This window comes from Sorangium sp. So ce726 (assembly GCF_051521405.1).
Taxonomy (GTDB): Bacteria; Myxococcota_A; Polyangia; order Polyangiales; family Polyangiaceae; genus Sorangium.
Genome location: NZ_CP150349.1, coordinates 2,756,655 through 2,774,097, shown reverse-complemented (window position 1 = coordinate 2,774,097; position 17,443 = coordinate 2,756,655). Strand labels below are relative to the sequence as shown.

Genomic DNA, 17,443 nt, shown 5'->3' with positions numbered 1-17,443 from the left:
GCGAGCCGGGACGAAGGGGGGTTGTAATGAACAGAAAGATGCTGGTCGCTGGGTCGCTCCTCGCTCTCACGGGGTGTGCTGGGAACGTGGACGCTCCCGGCGCAGACGGAACCGACGACCCCGACGAGTTTGAGACTGCGCCCGGGCCGCTCCGGGCGGGTGACGTCATCGCGTATGCGGCCGAGACGTCCCACCCGTACGCGGGTGGCTGGAAGCAGGCGATCTCGTCGCCAGGCGCCACGTTCGTGCGCGTGCACTTCAACGACTTCTCGCTCGCGAAGGGTGATTTTGTCACCGTCTCGAGCCCCGACGGCACGCAGTCGTTTCGATACGAGGACCGCGGCCCGAACGGGGACGGCGACGTCTGGGCGTTCGCCATCGACGGCGAGACGGCGATCGTCGAGCTGCACAGCAGCACCGGCGGTGGCCACGGGTTCTCGATCGCAGACATCGGCCACGGGACGCTCGCGCTCGCCCCGGATGCTGTGACATCGGGCGAGGCGACGCCGGGCAGCATCTCTCTCGCGAGAAGGCCCAGCGCAGGCACGCCGGATATCGTGTGTGCCACGGAGGGTCGCGAGAACATCGCGTGTCACTCCGAGCTCGACACCAAGCAGAGACCTGTGGCGCGGCTGAGCTTCGTGAGAGGCGGGGGCGTATACCTGTGCACGGGCTGGCTGATCGCCGGAGACAGACCCAACATGCTCATCACCAACAACCATTGCATAAGCACCCAGGCCGAGACGGACAGCCTCGAGGCCCGCTTTGGCTATCAGAATACGACCTGCTTGGGCTCGACGGTGGCGGCAGGCGTGAGCGTCAGGGGCGGCTCCCTCCTCAAGACGAATAGCCGGACCCGCGCCCGCTCCACAGGCGGCCTCGATTACACACTGATCCAGCTGTCGGGAGACTCGATGGGGAACCCGGAGACGACCTGGGGCGAACTCACCCCGACAACGAGGGCGCCCAGCGTCGGCGCTGAGATCTACTTCATTCAGCACCCGGGCGGACGCCCGAAGCAGGTCGGCTTCTGGAAGGATGCTGCACATACCCTCCCCTGCGTGGTCGACGCGATCGATCAGACGTACTCCGGCACGGTCGTGGGATCGCAGATCGGCTACTCGTGCGACAGCGAAGGCGGATCGAGCGGGTCGCCGATCATCGATGCCACGTCGGGCGAGGTGGTCGGCCTCCACCACCTCGCCGACGTCGGTTGGTTCACCTGCCGGAACGGGGGAACAGAGATGTCCGCGATCTGCGCGGACGCGGGCGCGCTCCTCAACAACTGCCCGAGCACCAGCCCTTGAGTCGGACACAGTCGTGTCGCGTCCCTGTCGCTCCACGCCAAGGGCGCCAGTGTCGAGCGCCGTGAGGCCCCTCGCCCCCGAACCGCGGTCAGGCGACGGCGGCGTTCGTGCGCACCAGGCGTCGTGATCAGCGTCGCCGCACCATGCAGGCGCCCGACACCGCCCCCTCGTCGTCACTTACCTGGATCATCGCGACCAGCTCAGCAGCAGCACGAAGATGGTGAAGTCGGCAACGACGTGCGCCACATACGGCGCCAGGAGGCCACCCGCGCGGCGCCGGAGCGCGCCGAGCATCACCCCGTAGAGCGTCGCCAGCGTCACGCCGACGGCCCCACCCGGGAAGCCGCGCAGGTGCGATAGCCCGAAGGCGGCCGCCTGAATGAGCACCGCGATCCAGCCGGAGGGCGTCACGGCGTCCAGCGATCCGAGGAACACCAGGCGGTAGACAGCCTCCTCGAGCAGCGCATTGAACAGCGCGAAACCCAGGCCACCGAGGAGCAGCAGCGGCAGCGAGATGGGCGGCAGCAGGTCCTGCATCTGCGACAGATCGGGCCGTATCCACTGAACCCAGAGCACGAGCGCGAGCGCGGAGACAGCCATGATCGCCGCGATCCACCCGAGGACCGCGGGTCCGAAGGCGCCACGCCGCAAGGGCGGCGCTGACGACCGGAGCGAGGGCACGACGCGCGCGAGCAGCGCATAGAGCGCAAACGGCGCGATGCGCGAGTACGGCCAGGGCGCGGCGACCCCCGCGATCGCGGGGAGGGCCATGAGAACCGCGAGCAGCGGCCCGTGCCGCGCCGTCCGGCTCGGCTCACGCGCCGCGACAAGCAGCGAAGCGAGCGCCACACCGAAGCAGGCGAGGGCGAGGCCGCGGTCCGTCGCGACGAAATGGTACGCGGCGTAGGCGAACGCGGCAGCGGCGACCGCGGCGAGCCCCGGCGCGCTGAAGCGGTGCCCGTCCGCCCGCCCAGCGACGTCGCTGCCCCCGGCCGTGTCGATCTCCCCGCCGTCGTCAGCCCGCATCCCGAACGGAGCTTTCATCAGGATTTTGTCGAATGCTTGCGCAGACCGTCAAGCGCGCTCCGCGCGCTGCGCGAGCAGAGCCTCGATCTTGGAGATGCGCGAGGAGAGCGCCCGCGCGTCGCGCCGCCCTCGAACGACAGCGGCGATCGTCCGCGCCAGGCGCCGTGTTAAGCGTCGCCGCACCATGCAGGCGCCCGACACCGATCCCCCCCCGCCCTCGGAGCCGCTCCAGGACCACGCCCCCCCGGCCGAATCCCCGACGCTCGCCAGCCGCGGCGCTGCCTCCCGGCGCCCGCACGCGCGCCGCTGGGCCGTCGGGCTGCTCAGCGCCCTCCACGCCCCCGTCTTCGCCTGGGCCGCGCTCTCCCTCCCCTTCCGGCCGTGGACGCTCTTCGCCGTGGTCACCGCCGCGCTCGCGCTGCTCCACGCCGCGACCGCCGTCCTTTCGCTCCTCCCCCACCCGCTCGCGCCGCGCGCCTTCCGCGCGGCGTCGTTCTGCTCGCTCGGCTACCTCGCCTTCCTGAGCTTCGGGCTCCTCTCCTCCGCCGTCTACGTCGCCTCGCTGAACCGCGGCCTCGGCACCGGCATCGCGGCGGCGCTGCTCGCGGTCTGGGCGGTCGTCGCGCTCCTCACGCTGCCGTTCGCGTGCTGGGGCGTCGCCTCGACCGGCGGCCTCCGCCTGCTCCGCCCGAAGAAGCGCCGGCCCTCGCCCGCGCTCTCCGCGCTCGCCGCGCTGATCGTGCTGGCCGCCCTCTCGCTGCTGTTCCGTCACCGCGTCGCCAAGGCCGACGTCGTGCCCGTGCCAGGCGGCGCACCGTCGCGCACCGGGGCGGCGCTGCGCGAGGCGCTCTCTTCCTTCGACGCGCTCCCCGCGCCTCCGGACAAGGCGCCCTCGCTCATGACCACGGCGCCGGCCGCGTGCGCGGCGCCCCCGGAGCCTGGCCGCCCCACCCTCGTCGTCACCCACCTCACCCGCGACCGCGACCCCGAGCGCGCCGCCGTCGCGACCCGCTGCCTCCAGCCCGGGCCGGGCGAGGACGCCGCGGCGGCGCTGCGCGGCGCGCTCGCCGAGGCCCTGCGCGGCCCGCTCAAGATCGACGTGGTCTCAGCCACGCAGCCGCTCACCTCCCCCGGCCCGGGCCTCGACGGGCTGTCGCTGCGCCCCGGGCTCGACGGCCTCTGCCTCGCAGAGCGGTGCCTCATGCCGTGGCAGCTCATCGCGCTCGACGCGTTCAACACGAACGCGCCGCTGGCCGGCGTCCCCGACTTCCGCTTCGGCGTGGATCTCGCGGTCCTGCGCCGCGCCCTCGGCGAGCCCGAGCCGCCTGGCGACCGCGGCGGCGCCGCGCTGCGGGACGGCCTTGTGCGGATCGAGACGCTCAGCTACGCCGTCGACGCCGAGGGCGCGCTCCACCTCCTGTCGCGGATCGGAGAGCCGTCGGTCCCGCTCACCGAGGCGACCGCGCAGCAAGCGGCGGCCGCTGCCCAGCGCTACATCCTCGGGGCGCAGCGGAAGGACGGCATGTTCCGCTACATCGTCGACCCGTTCACCGGGCGCGCCTCGTTCGACGGGTTCTCGATCGCGCGGCAGGCCGGCACGACGCTCGCCCTGTGCGAGCTCGGGGGCGGCGCCGAGGGCGCGACCGTGACGCCGGAGCTCGCGAAGGTGGTGCAGCGCTCGCTCGGGCTGCTCGCGAAGCTCGAGCGCAAGGCCGCCAATGGCAACCCCGTCGGCGCGCTCTTTTACCCCGCGGACAGCCCCGGGACGATCGCGAGCCTCAACCCCACGGCGCTGAGCCTTGTCACGTTCCTCACGTGCCGCGACGCGCACGGCGCGCACGATGCGCTCATCGGGCGGCTCGCCCGCATGGTGCTCGCGACGCAGCGGGACGACGGCGGCTTCGCGCCGCAGCTCGACCTCGCGCGCGTCACGCCCGTCCTCGGCCCGACGCAGCTCTACGAGGGAGGCCAGTCGGTGCTCGCGCTGTCGCTGCTCGAGGCGCTCGCCGCCCGCGAGCCGAAGCGCGAGTTCCCGCCCGCGACCACCGTACGCGCCGCCGTCGATCGCGCCATGGACTACTACGCGAACCGCTATTGGAACCATTTCGCCAGTGATTTCGTGTATATGGAGGAGAACTGGCACTGCCTCGCGGCGCGCGCGGCGCTCGGGCACCACCGCCGCGACGACTACGAGCGGTTCTGCCTCGATTACGTGGCGTTCAAGTCGCGGCTCGTGCTCGACGAGGACAGCGGGGTGACGCCCGATCTCGTGGGCGGGTACGGGTTCGGCAACGTGCTCCCGCCGCACAACACGGCGACGGCGGGGTTCGGCGAGGCGCTGGCCGCGGCGATGGCGGTCAAGGAGGCGCGCGGCGAGGATCTCGCGCGGGACCAGGCCTTGATGCGGCGGGTGCTCGAGTTCCTCGTGCGGCAGCAGTGGTCGCCTGCGACGTGCTTCGCGTGCAGCCGCGACGTGATCATCGAGGGGGGCTTCAGCGAGAGCATGGCGTCTCCCCGGATCCGCATCGATTACGTGCAGCACGCCTGGGCCGCGCTCGGCCACGGCGGTCGGGTGCTCGGGCTCGTGCCTGGGCGGAGCGCGCCGGCGGCGGGGCCTCTGTGAGCGCGGGCGGCGAGGGAGAGGCCGTCGTGAGCGCTGGCGCCGGCGGTGGATCGAGCCCGCAGGGCGCCGCCGTGAGCGCCGGTGCCGGCGGTGGATCGAGCCCGCGCGGGGCCGCTCGCTTCGGCGAGCGCCGGGCGTACGCCTACGGCGTGACGGCCGCGTTTCTGCTCCTCATGCTCGCCCCGCTGCTCCGCCGCCCTCCGGTGGACAGCTTTCCGCTGTCGACCTACCCGATGTTCTCGTGGGGCCGCCACGACGCGCAGACCGCCGTGGAGCGCGCCGTCGGCGTCGACTCCCGGGGCGGGCGGCGGCCGATCCCGCCGCGCCTCGTGGGCAGCGAGGAGGTCCTGCAGGCCAAGGCCACGCTGGCGCAGAGCATCCGGCAGGGCGCCCGCGCGGCCCGCGCGCTCTGCCGCGGCATCGCGTCGCGCGTCGCGGCGCAGGACGGCTACGCGGATCTCGTCGCGGTCGAGATCCGGACCGACACCTTCGATGCCGTCGCGTTCTTCGAGGGGCAGGAGGCCCCGAGCGACTCCAAGCTCCACGCGACGTGCAAGGTGGGCGCGCGATGAGGCGGCTCTTTGCGAGGTTCGACCGCGCCTTCTTCGCGGAGGCGCCCGCCGAGCGGCTCGCGCTCTTGCGGCTCCTGGTCGGCGGCTTCGCCCTCGTGTACCTCTGCGTCCGCGCGGTGCACTTCCAGCGGGTGAGCCACCTGCCCCCGGAGAGCTTCAGGCCCGTCGGCGTGGTCTCCCTGCTGTCCGCGCCGCTCCCGCTCTGGGCGGTGCGCAGCCTCCTTGGCGCGGCGATCGCCGCCGGCGCGGCGTTCGTGGCGGGCTACCGGTTCCGCGTCGCCGGGCCGGTCTTCGGCGCGCTCCTGCTCTGGGTGCTGAGCTACCGGAGCTCCTGGGGCATGGTGTTCCACACCGAGAACCTGCTCGCGCTCCACGTCATCGCGCTCGGCCTCGGGGCCGCGGCGGACGCGCACTCGCTCGACGCGCGCGCGGCGCGCCGCGCCGGCGCCCCCGCGCCGGCGCCGGACGGCCGCTATGGCTGGCCGATCCGGCTGCTCTGCGCGATCACGGTGATGTCGTATTTCATCGCCGGGATCACGAAGCTCCGGAACAGCGGCCTCGACTGGGCGACGAGCGACATCCTCCGCAACTACATCGCTTACGACAACGTCCGGAAGATCGCGCTCGGCGACACGCACTCCCCGCTCGGCGGCGCGCTCGTCCGCTACCGGTTCCTGTTCCCGCCCCTCGCGCTCGCCAGCCTGGCGATGGAGCTCGGCGCGCCGCTCGCCCTGTTCAGCCGGCGCGTCGCGGTCGTCTTCTGCAGCGCCGCCTGGCTCTTCCACCTCGGCGTGCTGCTCACGATGGCGATCCTGTTCCCGTACCCGCTGCTCGGCGTGGCGTTCGCGGGGTTCTTCGAGCTGGAGAAGATACGCGATCTGAGGCGCCCGCGCCGCGCGAGCGCAGCCATCGGCGACGGGAGGTCGTGAGGGGCGCTCCCGGGCCCGAGCGCCACGCCGGTGCGTGGCGCTCACCCGGTCGCGATCACTGCTCGCCGAAGGCCTCGAGCATCAGCGCGCCGTAGCGCTGCCCGAGCGTGCGCTGGCCCGCGAGGTCGAAGTGATACTGATCCATGGCCGCGAGCCCCTGCGCGGAGGCCACGAAGGAGTTGGGGATCTTGCCCGGGATCTGGTTCACGATCGTGTTGTGACCGCTGCAGCAGCCGCTGTAGAGCAGCTCTCCTGCGATGAACGGGACCCGCTCTTGCAGTCCGAGGTCCGTGTGCAGATCGGACACGATCCCGGCCACCTTGTCGAGCCACGCCTGCTGGCCGCTGTCGGACTCGCCCTGGTGGAAGAGGATGCCGCGGATGGGCCCCTTCTCCTGTGCGAGCTTCGCGCGCTGGATGAGCCACTCGTAGGCGCCGTCCCAGTGGTTGTCGGGCGGGATCTGGAACTCGCCGCGCCGGGTCGATCGGACGCCCTTCTGGAAGAAGGCGATATCGACCCCGGAGATGGCGCAAGGGACGAGCCAGATGTTCGTGTTGGGATATGCCTCGGCAAGCGTCTTGGCGAAGTAGTCGCCGGGCCCGACGCCCCCGTTGCAGCTGTGGAGCGGCGGAACCGCCGTGTACCACTGGTTGTACGTCTCCCCGGGACAGTTGTTGTAGGCGAGCACCTTGACCCGTTCGTTCTCGACCTTGTCCTGGGCCTGGGGCTGTGGGACTCCCTCCATGTTGGACTGGCCGAAGAGGAGGAAGACCATGTTCTCCTCATCTCCAGGGCCGCCCGCCCCGCCGCCGTCACCACCACCGCCGCTGCCGGTCGTCGCTGGTCCCGCGTCGCTGCCGCCGCCGCCGCTGCCCGCCGAGGAGGCCGCGCCGCCGCCGCTGCCCGCCGACGTCGCGCTCGCCGCGCCCGCGCCGCTCGTCTGCGCGCCCGTCGTCGCCCCTTCGCCGCCGCTCGACGCCGTCGCGTCGCCGTCGTCGGAGCAGCCGACACCCCACAGGAACACCGAGACGACGAGGCCAAGGTACGCTGACTTCATGCTCATGGACTCCGATGGAAAGATGTTGTCCCCCTCAACTCCCGAGGGACAACACCATGCTCTTCGCGGAGGCCCGGCTTCAACATCGAACGCCGCGCGACGTGAGCTCGCTTCGGGCCACGCGTTACCGATCGTAGCGCGCCATGACGAAGTGTTACCTATCGTAGCGCCGGCCGCGCCGAGCGCTCCCCGGGCTCACGTACCGCTACGCGCGCTCGATCGGCTCCTCATCGAACGGCTCGCAGACGATCCGCTCCTCATCGAACGGCTCGCATACGAGATAGACCTTCTTCCCGCTCGGATGGATCGCGAGCGTCGCGTAGCGCGGGCAGGCGAAGCACTCGCGCGCGTCCACCGTCGCCGCCCGCCGCGGGCAGCACACCCTTCGTGGCTCGGTGCCGCCACCCTCGACCTCGATCCACACCAGCTTGTCCGATTCCTCCAGATGACAGGCCATGGTGACCTCCTCCCGCGGCCATCTGCCGATGAAGGGTGTTTTGCAATCGCCGAGCCGAAGGGTGTCGAACCGGGGCGCCGCCGCGGCGAGCCGCCAGGACCGCCCCCGGATCGCGCCTGTTGCGGTCGATTCCCGCGCTTCTTCACGGCTCCTCACGTCCTCTCTCAGCGGCGGAGCGGGCTGCTGCTCCTGGCCCCGGGTTCCGGGGCGCACGCCCTGCGCCGAGAGGCGCGCGGAATGCACCTACGATGACACGAGGAACGGGCCCTGCCGCGCCGGCTGGGCCCACGCGTCGGCGCGGCGCATGGCGCACCCCTTGCTGCGTCGTACGTGCTGCGGTGGACGTCGCAGCGCTCTTCACAGGGGGTCGCGATGACAGACTGGCTCGTCGTGCTGCTGGCGGCTGCAGGCGGTGTCGGAGCGCTGATCGTCGGGACGAGACGCCTGCTCGCCCGGCGGCATTACCACACCTCGGAGGTCACCCTGGTCTGTCCACGGACCGGGGCCCCCGTGCGGTGTCGGCTTGTCGTCGACGGGCGCTCCGAGCAGCCCGTCGAGGTCGCACGCTGCTCGCTTGTCCCCGGCGGGCGGCCCACGTGCGACCAGGACTGTGTGAAGCTCCTGAACCTGGGCATCCGGCTCGCGCCCGTCGAGCCAGCGCGCCCGCCACGAACGCACGAGCGCCCTGACGCAGGCGGGCCCGGCGCCGGCGACGAGCCCGGCCCGCCCTCGCCCTGACGCGACCGGGGGATCGTGGCGCGCAAGGCGTGCGCCGCCCCGCACTCCCTGCATCGCGCAGCGCGCCGGGCGGCCCGTCGCCGCCCGGGAACCGTGATGGCACATCGCGTGCTGTCGTCGCCAGAAGCATGGCTTTCCAGACACCGAAGATGACGACCCGCTCCTCGGCCAATCTGCCGATCGCGATGGTCCTCCTGGGGACTGGCTCCCTGCTGTGGATCCGCGCCGCGCTGCGCACGCCGGGCGCGCTGGACGTGACCCCCAGCGTCGAGGGCTGCCTCACGGTGGGGATCGTCGGCGTGCTGCTCGCGTTGCTTCACGGCATCACGTACCCGACAGCGCTCCTGTCGGTCGCGGCACCGATCGCCCTCGTGCAGCTCCTTGCCACCGGGGGTTCGGGGTTCGCTTTCGTGCCCGTGCTGGGGATCGAGCTCACCGCGCTCGGCCTCTTCGGCCTGCCGCTCTCACGGCTGCCTCGCCGCCGCCCTGCTGTGACGGCGCCGGCGCGCTCGCTGAGCGCGGCGCACTCGTCGCCTTCGTGAGCAGCCAGCCGCCTGCGGGAAGATCGACGCGCCGCGGTGTCGCGGCGAGGATAGACAGGCGTCGCTCCGGCCCCGCGCGAGCGGGGCCGTCGCTAGAGCGGGGCGCATCTTCGTGCGCTACGGGCTCATCCGCGTCGTTCGGCTCGCTGCGGCGTACTTTCGTACGCCTCACTCGCCTGCCTAGCGGCTGAGCCCGTATCCCACGAACCTGCTCCCCGCTCTGTCGTCGCGGATCAGAACTCGAACTTGTCGAACGCGTTCAGGTCCTTGCACGCGTCGACGAGGCGCGCCGCCACGCCCTTCTCGCCGAGGTGGAGCCAGCCGCGCGGGTCGATGTACTTCTTGTTGGGCTTGTCCTCGCCCTCGGGGTTGCCGAGCTGCGACTTCAGGTAGGCGCCCTTGTCGTCCATGTACTTCTTGATGGGCTGCGTGAAGGCCCACTGCGTGTCCGTGTCGATGTTCATCTTGATGACGCCGTAGGACACCGCCTCGCGGATCTCCTCGCGCGACGAGCCGGAGCCGCCGTGGAACACGAAGTCGACCGGCTTCGCGCCCGTCTTGCGCTCCTTCTGGATCGCGTCCTGGGAGTTCTTCAGGATGGGCGGCCGGAGCTGCACGTTGCCCGGCTTGTAGACGCCGTGCGTGTTGCCGAACGACGCGGCGATCGTGAAGTTGCCGATCGGCTTCAGCGCGTCGTACGCGGCGAGCACCTCGGCGGGCTGGGTGTACAGCTTGGAGTTGTCGATGCCGCTGTTGTCGACGCCGTCCTCCTCGCCGCCCGTGACGCCGAGCTCGATCTCGAGCGTCATCTTGAGCGCCGCCATCTGCCGCAGGTACTTCTGGCAGATCTCGAGGTTCTCGTGGAGCGGCTCCTCGGACAGATCGAGCATGTGAGAGGAGAACAGGGGCTCTCCGTTCTTCTCGAAGAACTTCTTGCCGTGCTCCAGCAGGCCGTCGATCCACGGCAGGAGCTTCTTCGCGGCGTGATCGGTGTGCAGGATGACCGGCACGCCGTAGGCCTCGGCGAGGTTCCGCACGTAGTGCGCGCCCGCGACGGCGCCCGCGATGGCGGCCTTCTCACCCTTGTTGTCCAGGAACTTGCCGCCGAAGAAGTGGGCGCCGCCGTTCGAGAACTGGATGATGATGGGGCACTTGGCCTCTCGAGCCGCCTGGAGCGCGGCGGTCGTGCTGTGCGAGCCGATCACGTTCACGGCCGGCAGCGCACACTCGACGCTCTTCATGTACTCGAACAGCTCCTGAAGAGCGGAGCCAGTGATCACGCCGGGCTTGAGCTTCATCTTGGACATGGCAGCTTGAATCCTTGTTCCTTGCTCGGGTCTCGCCCGAGCATGCAACGCGGCGAAGGAAAGCGGAAGGGTGGATCGGATCCGCAGGGCGGCGCGGTCCCGGTACCATCGCCAAAGCTCCGGGAGCAAGCGGATTCTCCCGTGCTAAGGCGGCGAACTGGAAGCGTCGCGTCACCGTCGCTCACGGGCCCCAGCCGAAGCGGATTCGAAACCTTCCTGAGATGTCAAGCGCAACCTGCGCCCCGGGCCTCCCCACGGGAAAACCATTCAATTTCAATAGCTTACCATCACCGTGGGCGCGGCCAACAATTGACACCGCCGGCGAGGTGGGCCATGTCGCACGCCTTATGAGGGGCGGATGCGACCACGGGGTCATGCACGATGTGCATGTCCATGAAGCCGACCGAGCGGGAGCGCGCGTATCCCAACGTCATGATCCGCGCGTGGCTGCGCGGCATGGAGGGAGCTCGAGGTCTGTGACCGTCGCCGACGTAACGTGCGCCCTCGGCGAGGCGTTCGTGTCCATGCAGGCGCCACACGCCGCTGGCTTCACGGTGGAATGATCATCCCACGGCGAGCTCGCCCTCGCCGTGCAGCCTCCCGGAGATCCGCATGCAGGCCTCATCCATGTCACCCGAAGAGCTCCTCGCATCCCTCGCGGAGGCCGCGGAGGGCCTGCTGTTCCCGAGCGAGTCCGATCACGAGCTGCGCCCGTTCCGGTCGCGCGGGGACGCGTCCTCGCCAGCGGCGCTCCTCGCGGCCGAGGGCCTCGGCGCGGCGACGCCGGTCGAGGTCACGACGGCGGGCGACTTCTTCGCGCCCGTGATCGACGTGCCCGGGGACGCCGGCGACGCGGCGCTGGCCGAGGCGGGGCGATACCGGCGGCTCGTGGACCTGCTGGAGCGCCACCTGACCGACGTTCGGGTCTACCGCGTCGGGCGCGTCGCGATCGATGTCTACGTCGCCGGCCGCCATCCGTCGGGCGCGTGGCTCGGCCTCGTGACGAAGGTCGTCGAGACCTGAGCGCGCCGCTCAGCGGCCGCCGGCGGGCCCGTCGTCGACGCGCGCCTCCAGCGTCCGCTGCGCGGCCTCGGGGAGGGCGGTCATGAGGTCGTAGCCCGCGCGCCGCTCGATCTCGTCCACCGTCGTCCGGTACTGCCCCCAGCCCTGATCGAGGATGCCCGTCTCGTTCGGCATCACCACCGCGATGACCCGCGTCGCCGGGCCGATGTCGTCGGGCCCCTGCCCCGGCTCGAGGACCACGGCGACCTTGAAGAACGCGTCCGGCACGGCGACGCCCTTGCCGATGGTGGCGGCCGGGCGCTCGCGCTCGTCGAAGAGGCCGCCGGCGATCAGGAACAGCACCCGCCGCTCCTTCTGCGCGAGCTCCTGGCACGCCTCCTCGAGCCTCAGCCACGGGCCGGCGTTGAGCTCGTGCCGCTGCGGCAGGATGTTCGTGAGGAGGAACGTCGCCTTGTTGTCGTCGGGGGTCCGCGTCCGCTCCTCGGAGCGGACCATGTGGCCTCGATCGAAGCCGGAGCCGGTGTAGTCGTCGTGCTGCACGCGGTACCAGCCGTCCGGCAGCGCGCTGTCGGAGAGGAACTTGCCCCGATGGCGGGGCGCGTCCCCGAACGACGCGGCGTCGAGCCTCCAGCTGACCCAGTTCGCCACGTTCCTGGAGCGGTTGTAGGAGAGGGCGTACTGGGGCTTGATCATCAGGTGATCGTCGGACGCGTCGGCCCGCGCGGCGCGCGCTCCCGTGGGGGCCGGGACGCCGAGCTCGAGATGCGGGCTCGGCGCGGGCGGGCGCGAGGAGGGCGCGTCCTTCGGCGGAGCGCCCTTCGGCGGAGAGCCCTTCGGCGGCGAGGCGCTGCCGGATCGGCCGGGCGTCGGCGATGGCCTGGAGGGGCGATCGCCGCCGAGGTCCAGGCCGAGCTCCTCGAGCCCGCGCTCGAGGCCGCACTTGACCCCCACCGCGCTGAGCCCGGTCACGAGGAGCGCGACGAGCACGCGCGAACCCCAGGACTTCTGTTGTCGCTTCCTGTTCGAGCCCACGTCAGCGCTGCCAGCTATCTACGGCACGGACGGCGCGGTCGTCCAGCTCGACCTCGGCGAGGCGCGCGGCGCTCGGCCCGCCAGGCGCGCCGGTACGTTTTCCTTGAGCGTGCCGCCGCGACTCTCCATGGTTTCCGGAGAGCCGATGGCGGAGCCGGAGCACAGCGATCTGCGACGCCGGAGGACGCGCGGCTCCGCGGCCGTCGCGGCGCCTTGCGCCCGCCCCGCGGCGGGGCGCCGCGCCTCGCTCGACGGGCGCCGGGCCGCCGCGGTGGCCGCAGCGACCGGCGCGCTCGTGGCTTTCGCGGAGGGCGAGGCCACGGCGACTCCAGCGCAGGAGCAGGCCCCTGCGGCGGCCACGCAGGCACCCGCGGCAGCCACGCAGGCACCCGCGGCAGCCACGCAGGCCCCCGCGGCGGCCACGGCCACGCAGGGCTCCCGGGTCACGATGCCGTCGCCGCTCGGCCCCATCGAACCGCCTTACCCGCCCGGCGGCGTCGGTGATGCGACCGTGGTCGCCCGCATCACGGTGTACGCGGACGGTACCGTGGGCGCGGTCGAGGTGGAGGGCGAGGAGCCGTTCGCGAGCGCGGCCGCGCGCGCGGCGCCGTCGTGGCGGTTCGAGCCCGCCCGGCGCGACGGGCGGCCCATCGGCGCGCGCATCCTGCTGCGCGTGAGCTTCCGCGATCCTCGCGCCGCGGCGCCGGCCGCGCCGAGCGCACCGACCGCGCCGGCCGGGCCTCCGGAGGCGCCCGCAGGGCCCGCGCCGCCCCGCGAGAGCGTCGCGACGGCGCCCCCCTCGCCGCCGGCTGCCGCGCAGGCCATCGACGTGGTGGTGGTGGGCGAACGCGCGGCGCCGATGACGACCTCGATGACGCGCGAGGAGGTTCGCCAGGTGCCCGGCGCGTTCGGCGATCCTTTCCGCGCGATCGAGGCGATGCCCGGCGTGACGCCCATCGCGTCCGGCGTGCCGTACTTCTTCGTGCGCGGCGCGCCGCCGGGCAACGTCGGCTACTTCGTGGACGGCGTGCGCGTCCCGCTGCTCTATCACGTGGCGCTCGGCCCCAGCGTGATCCACCCGGCGCTCGTCGAGCGGGTCGATCTCTACCCCGGCGGCTTCCCGGCGCGCTTCGGGCGCTACACGGGCGGCGTCATCGCCGGCGAGACCCGGGAGCCGTCGCGCCTGTTCCACGGCGAGGCCAACCTCCGGCTCTTCGACGCGGGCGCCCTGGTCGAGGCGCCCTGGGCCGACGGCCGCGGCACCGCGCTCGTCGGCGGGCGCTACGCGTACCCGGGCGCGCTGCTCGCGCTCTTCTCGCCCGGCATCGAGCTCGGCTACTGGGACTACCAGGCGCGCGTCACCTACGACGCCTCGCCGTACGACCGGGTCGGGCTCTTCGCCTTCGGGTCGCACGACTACCTCGCCCAGATCGAGGACGACGGCGACACGGACGTGGTGCTCGCCGGCGACTTCCACCGGCTCGACCTCCGCTACGACAGGTTCTTCGCGCGCGGCGGCCACCTCCGGCACGCGATCACGCTCGGCCACGAGGAGAGCGAGAACCAGGACGGGGAGCGGGCCGGGCGCACCCGCCTCCTCGGCGCGCGCGTGGAGCTGTCCGCGCCGGTCTCCGAGCGGCTGACGGCGCGCGCCGGCGCCGACGCGCAGCTGGAGCGGTTCGACATCGACATCCGCGAGAACGACGGCGACTTCCCGAGCCGGAACGACAGGGCGCTCGCGCGCCTCTTCACGAGCCGGGAGGACCTCGCCGCGGGGCTCTGGGCCGACGTCGTCGTCCGCGCCGCGCCCGGGTTCGAGGTGGTCCCGGGCCTGCGCGCCGACCTGTTCGCGTCCGGCGGCGCGACGAGGGCCACGGTGGATCCGCGGCTCGCGACGCGGCTGCAAGCGACCCCGCGCGTCGCCCTGCTGAGCGCCTTCGGCATGACGCACCAGCCGCCGAGCTTCCTCGGCGCGGTGCCCGGCCTGCAGGTGGGCGGCCTGCGCGGCGGCGTGCAGACGGGGCTGCTGGCGAGCGCCGGCGTCGAGCTCCGCCTCCCCGGGGAGATCAAGGCCACGATCACCGGGTTCCGGAGCGGCTTCTTCGACCTGAGCGACGCCCTCGGCAACCGGCCTCCCGGCACCGACGTCGGCCTCGCGCAGCGGGCCGAGCTGCGCGGCACCGGCAGCACCCACGGGCTGGAGATCCACGCGCACCGCAGCCTGTCGAAGCGCGTCGGAGGGTTCGTGTCCTACACCCTCTCCCGCTCGACCCGCCATGTCGGCCGGGAGAGCTTCGACTCGGCGTTCGACCGCCGCCATGTGCTCAACATGGCGGCCGCGGTCGACGTGGGCCGCGGCTGGAAGCTCGGGGGCAGGGCGGTGTTCTACAGCGGCATTCCCATGACGGTCGATTACGACCTCTGGGACAACGACGGCGTGGACGGGCAGCGCCCGGATGGCGACGACGACCGCCCCGACACGGAGCAGGACATCCAGCGCCGCGAGCAGCTGCGCGAACGGATCGCCCAGGTGGTCCGCCGGCTGAGCCTGCCGGAGCGGCTGCCGGCGTTCTTCCGGCTGGACCTGCGGCTCGAGAAGCGGTGGATCCTCAGGGAAGGACGGACCCTCTCGCTCACGGTCGAGGTGCTCAACGCCACCGCTGGAAAAGAGACGCTCCAATACGAATGCTCGCTCCTGCGCGGATGCGAGCCGGAGACGCTCGGACCCATCATCATACCAAGCCTCGGCGCCGAAGCGACCTTCTGAGCAGCATTGACGTCGCCTCGCCGCGCGCGGCGCTCACCAGGAGCGCCGCGGCTGCGCGCCCGCGCCGCGCCGCGCCGAGGATCACCGGGAATCGCTCGCGGGGGCGCGATCACCCGTGCACCCGCGAGCACAATGCAGCAGAGCCACAAAAATCGAACATCAATTCAGCGAGAGATGTTCCGTGCTGCGATGACGTCTCCTGGCCATGACGTCCAGCAGGAGCCGTAAAGCACGGGGAGATTTGTTCGCCAGCACAGAAGCGGTCGTGATGACGCCTTCGCCGGCACATGTGCCAGGACCTGCAGCCGGCGTCACCCCCCATGCAAATCATTGCGGCATCACGCAAAGACGCGTGCAGCGTCCACTCCTCAGGACGGGCTGCGAGGGCCCGGCGAGCCCACGGTCGAGCCGCAGGAGACCAAACAGCGCTCCGAAATGCGGGCAAACGGCGGCACGGGCGGAGATCGTGCGCTATCCTGTTGACATAGACGCTTTCTGGTCCAATGTTTGCGAACATGGCGTGGCAGCGCTGGAGCTGAGAGACCACGGGCTATCGCACCGCGATAGACGTTGCCTCACCTCCAATCACCTGCCGTAACCATGAGGGTCAATTCATGAACTTGTATTATCGCGCACTCAGCACGGTACTCTTCTCGGCGACGCTCGCGACCGCCGGGCTCTCTTCGGGCAATGCCGAGGCGTCGTCGTCGAGGCAGCCCACCAAGGTCGAGCGTCTGGTGTTCCCGGTGACCCTCTCCGACGGCAACACGTACGACGTCGTCGGCTACCTCTACTATCAGGGTCAGACCAAGTACCGCCCCCTTCAGGTGCTCGTCCACGGCCTGACCTACACGCACGAGTACTGGGATCTCCCGTCGTTCGGCGGACACGATTACTCCTATGCCCGGCACATGGCGAAGGAGGGATACGCCGTCCTGGCGCTCGACATGCTCGGGGCCGGGGAGAGCAGCCGGCCCGACGGCGACTTCCTCGATCTGGCCGAGACCGCCGACAGCGTCCATCAGATCATCACCGAGATGCGCACGCCGGGCGGCGTCTACAGGACGCCTTTCACGCGCGTCGCGCTCGTCGGCCACTCGAACGGCGCCATCATCAGCACGTTCGCTCAGAGCACCTACAATGACGCGGACGTCCTCGTGAACACCGGCCTGGCCTTCACGCCTCACCCGATCCCGGTCCCCCCGGAGGGGATCTCCGCGCTGCTGCAGACGCCCTATATCGCGATCCCGCCGGAGCTGCGGACCGCCATCTTCTACGACACCGCGAACGCGAACCCGGCGCTCATCGATTTTGACAACACCACCATCGCCGACACGTTCACGCGCGGGCAGTTCCTGAGCCTCCTCGCCGTCTCCGAGGACCCCACGCTCTCCGGCATCGACGAGGTGACGAGCCCGGTGCTGATCCAGTTCGGGGAGACGGACGCGCTGCAGCCGGCGTCGTACGCGGACTCCGACGCAGCGCTCTATGCCAGCGCCGAGAGCGTGACGACCGCGATCGTCCCCGACACGGGCCATATCCTGAACGGCCATCGCAAGGCGCGGGTCGGCTGGGAGCAGATCGACTGTTGGGTCCACCATAACATGGGCTGGTAGGGCGCGATCGGAGCCTCGGGCCGCGCCGCCTGCCCGGACCGCCGGGGCCGGCAGCCGCCGCCCTCCCTCGCCCGGGCGGCGGCTCGCAGGCTTGGCGGCCGCTGTCCGGGGCCTATGCTGCCCCCATGCGCGAACAGCTCGCCAAGACGCTCGGGGAGGTCTTCTGGACCGATCTCCGCACCCACACAGTGCGCGATGCGGTCATCGTCGTCGCCGCCGATCTCGACCTCCTGGACGTCGGCGAGGCCATGGCCGCGAACGACACGGCCGCGGTGGAGGCCTGGATCGCGGCCGGCAAGCTGACCAAGCCGACGGCCGCCGATCTCGCGCGCTGGCCGCAGCAGCGCGATCTGCGCTTCCTGTCGCTCGTGGTCGCGCCGTTCGTGCTGGTCCGCCAGCCGGCCACGCCGCCGCCCTCTTGAGGCGCGCCGCCAGGGCGACGTGATA

15 protein-coding genes are annotated in these 17,443 nt (G+C 71.5%); 10 read left to right on the top strand and 5 right to left on the bottom strand.

Annotated elements, in window-relative coordinates; translation table 11 throughout:
• The first annotated feature begins 26 nt into the window (after positions 1-26).
• Entirely contained in the window at positions 27-1,307 is a 1,281-nt protein-coding gene (locus WME79_RS10580) for a trypsin-like serine peptidase (RefSeq protein WP_437534600.1), read from the top strand.
• Positions 1,308-1,493: 186 nt separating this feature from the next.
• On the opposite strand, the gene WME79_RS10575 is transcribed toward WME79_RS10580, so the two are convergent.
• Entirely contained in the window at positions 1,494-2,351 is an 858-nt protein-coding gene (locus WME79_RS10575; protein ID WP_437534599.1) for a CPBP family intramembrane glutamic endopeptidase, read from the bottom strand.
• A gap of 166 nt (positions 2,352-2,517) precedes the next feature.
• On the opposite strand from WME79_RS10575, the gene WME79_RS10570 reads away from it, so the two are divergent.
• From WME79_RS10570 to WME79_RS10560, 3 genes are read left to right on the top strand one after another with little or no spacing between them, the layout of a single operon-like run.
• On the top strand, positions 2,518-4,956 hold the full coding sequence (locus tag WME79_RS10570) for a hypothetical protein (RefSeq protein ID WP_437534598.1): 2,439 nt from the start codon (positions 2,518-2,520) through the stop codon (positions 4,954-4,956).
• A 26-nt stretch (positions 4,957-4,982) separates the two neighbouring features.
• Entirely contained in the window at positions 4,983-5,528 is a 546-nt protein-coding gene (locus WME79_RS10565; RefSeq protein WP_437534597.1) for a hypothetical protein, read from the top strand.
• Positions 5,525-6,457, top strand: a complete 933-nt coding sequence (locus WME79_RS10560) for an HTTM domain-containing protein (protein ID WP_437534596.1) — start codon at positions 5,525-5,527, stop codon at positions 6,455-6,457. Before WME79_RS10565 ends, WME79_RS10560 begins: the two co-directional genes overlap by 4 nt.
• A gap of 55 nt (positions 6,458-6,512) precedes the next feature.
• Here WME79_RS10560 and WME79_RS10555 read toward each other — a convergent pair whose 3' ends face one another.
• Entirely contained in the window at positions 6,513-7,520 is a 1,008-nt protein-coding gene (locus WME79_RS10555; RefSeq protein WP_437534595.1) for a sialate O-acetylesterase, read from the bottom strand.
• Between the two features lie 199 nt (positions 7,521-7,719).
• Positions 7,720-7,971 (bottom strand): hypothetical protein, encoded by a 252-nt coding sequence (locus tag WME79_RS10550; RefSeq protein WP_437534593.1) that lies wholly within the window; start codon positions 7,969-7,971, stop codon positions 7,720-7,722.
• A gap of 372 nt (positions 7,972-8,343) precedes the next feature.
• Between WME79_RS10550 and WME79_RS10545 the strand changes: the two genes are divergently transcribed.
• Positions 8,344-8,709, top strand: a complete 366-nt coding sequence (locus WME79_RS10545; RefSeq protein ID WP_437534592.1) for a hypothetical protein — start codon at positions 8,344-8,346, stop codon at positions 8,707-8,709.
• Between the two features lie 149 nt (positions 8,710-8,858).
• Positions 8,859-9,251, top strand: a complete 393-nt coding sequence (locus WME79_RS10540) for a hypothetical protein (RefSeq protein WP_437534591.1) — start codon at positions 8,859-8,861, stop codon at positions 9,249-9,251.
• 233 nt (positions 9,252-9,484) lie between these two features.
• On the opposite strand, the gene fbaA is transcribed toward WME79_RS10540, so the two are convergent.
• Positions 9,485-10,558, bottom strand: a complete 1,074-nt coding sequence (gene fbaA / locus WME79_RS10535) for a class II fructose-bisphosphate aldolase (protein ID WP_437534590.1) — start codon at positions 10,556-10,558, stop codon at positions 9,485-9,487.
• 627 nt (positions 10,559-11,185) lie between these two features.
• On the opposite strand from fbaA, the gene WME79_RS10530 reads away from it, so the two are divergent.
• Positions 11,186-11,581 (top strand): nuclease A inhibitor family protein, encoded by a 396-nt coding sequence (locus WME79_RS10530; RefSeq protein ID WP_437534589.1) that lies wholly within the window; start codon positions 11,186-11,188, stop codon positions 11,579-11,581.
• A 9-nt stretch (positions 11,582-11,590) separates the two neighbouring features.
• Here WME79_RS10530 and WME79_RS10525 read toward each other — a convergent pair whose 3' ends face one another.
• Positions 11,591-12,568: a DNA/RNA non-specific endonuclease gene (locus tag WME79_RS10525; RefSeq protein WP_437534588.1), complete on the bottom strand. Its 978-nt coding sequence runs from the start codon at positions 12,566-12,568 to the stop codon at positions 11,591-11,593.
• Here WME79_RS10525 and WME79_RS10520 point away from each other — a divergent pair.
• The 3 genes from WME79_RS10520 (at position 12,522) to WME79_RS10510 (ending at position 17,418) form a co-directional block, all read left to right on the top strand.
• Positions 12,522-15,380, top strand: coding sequence for a TonB-dependent receptor plug domain-containing protein (locus WME79_RS10520; protein ID WP_437534587.1), 2,859 nt, complete (start codon positions 12,522-12,524; stop codon positions 15,378-15,380). The genes WME79_RS10525 and WME79_RS10520 overlap by 47 nt on opposite strands.
• A 614-nt stretch (positions 15,381-15,994) precedes the next feature.
• The gene (locus tag WME79_RS10515) at positions 15,995-16,996 is read left to right on the top strand and encodes an alpha/beta hydrolase (RefSeq protein WP_437534586.1); all 1,002 of its coding nucleotides are present in this window, start codon (positions 15,995-15,997) and stop codon (positions 16,994-16,996) included.
• A 125-nt stretch (positions 16,997-17,121) separates the two neighbouring features.
• Positions 17,122-17,418, top strand: a complete 297-nt coding sequence (locus WME79_RS10510) for a DUF2288 domain-containing protein (protein ID WP_437534585.1) — start codon at positions 17,122-17,124, stop codon at positions 17,416-17,418.
• The last annotated feature ends 25 nt before the right edge of the window (positions 17,419-17,443 follow it).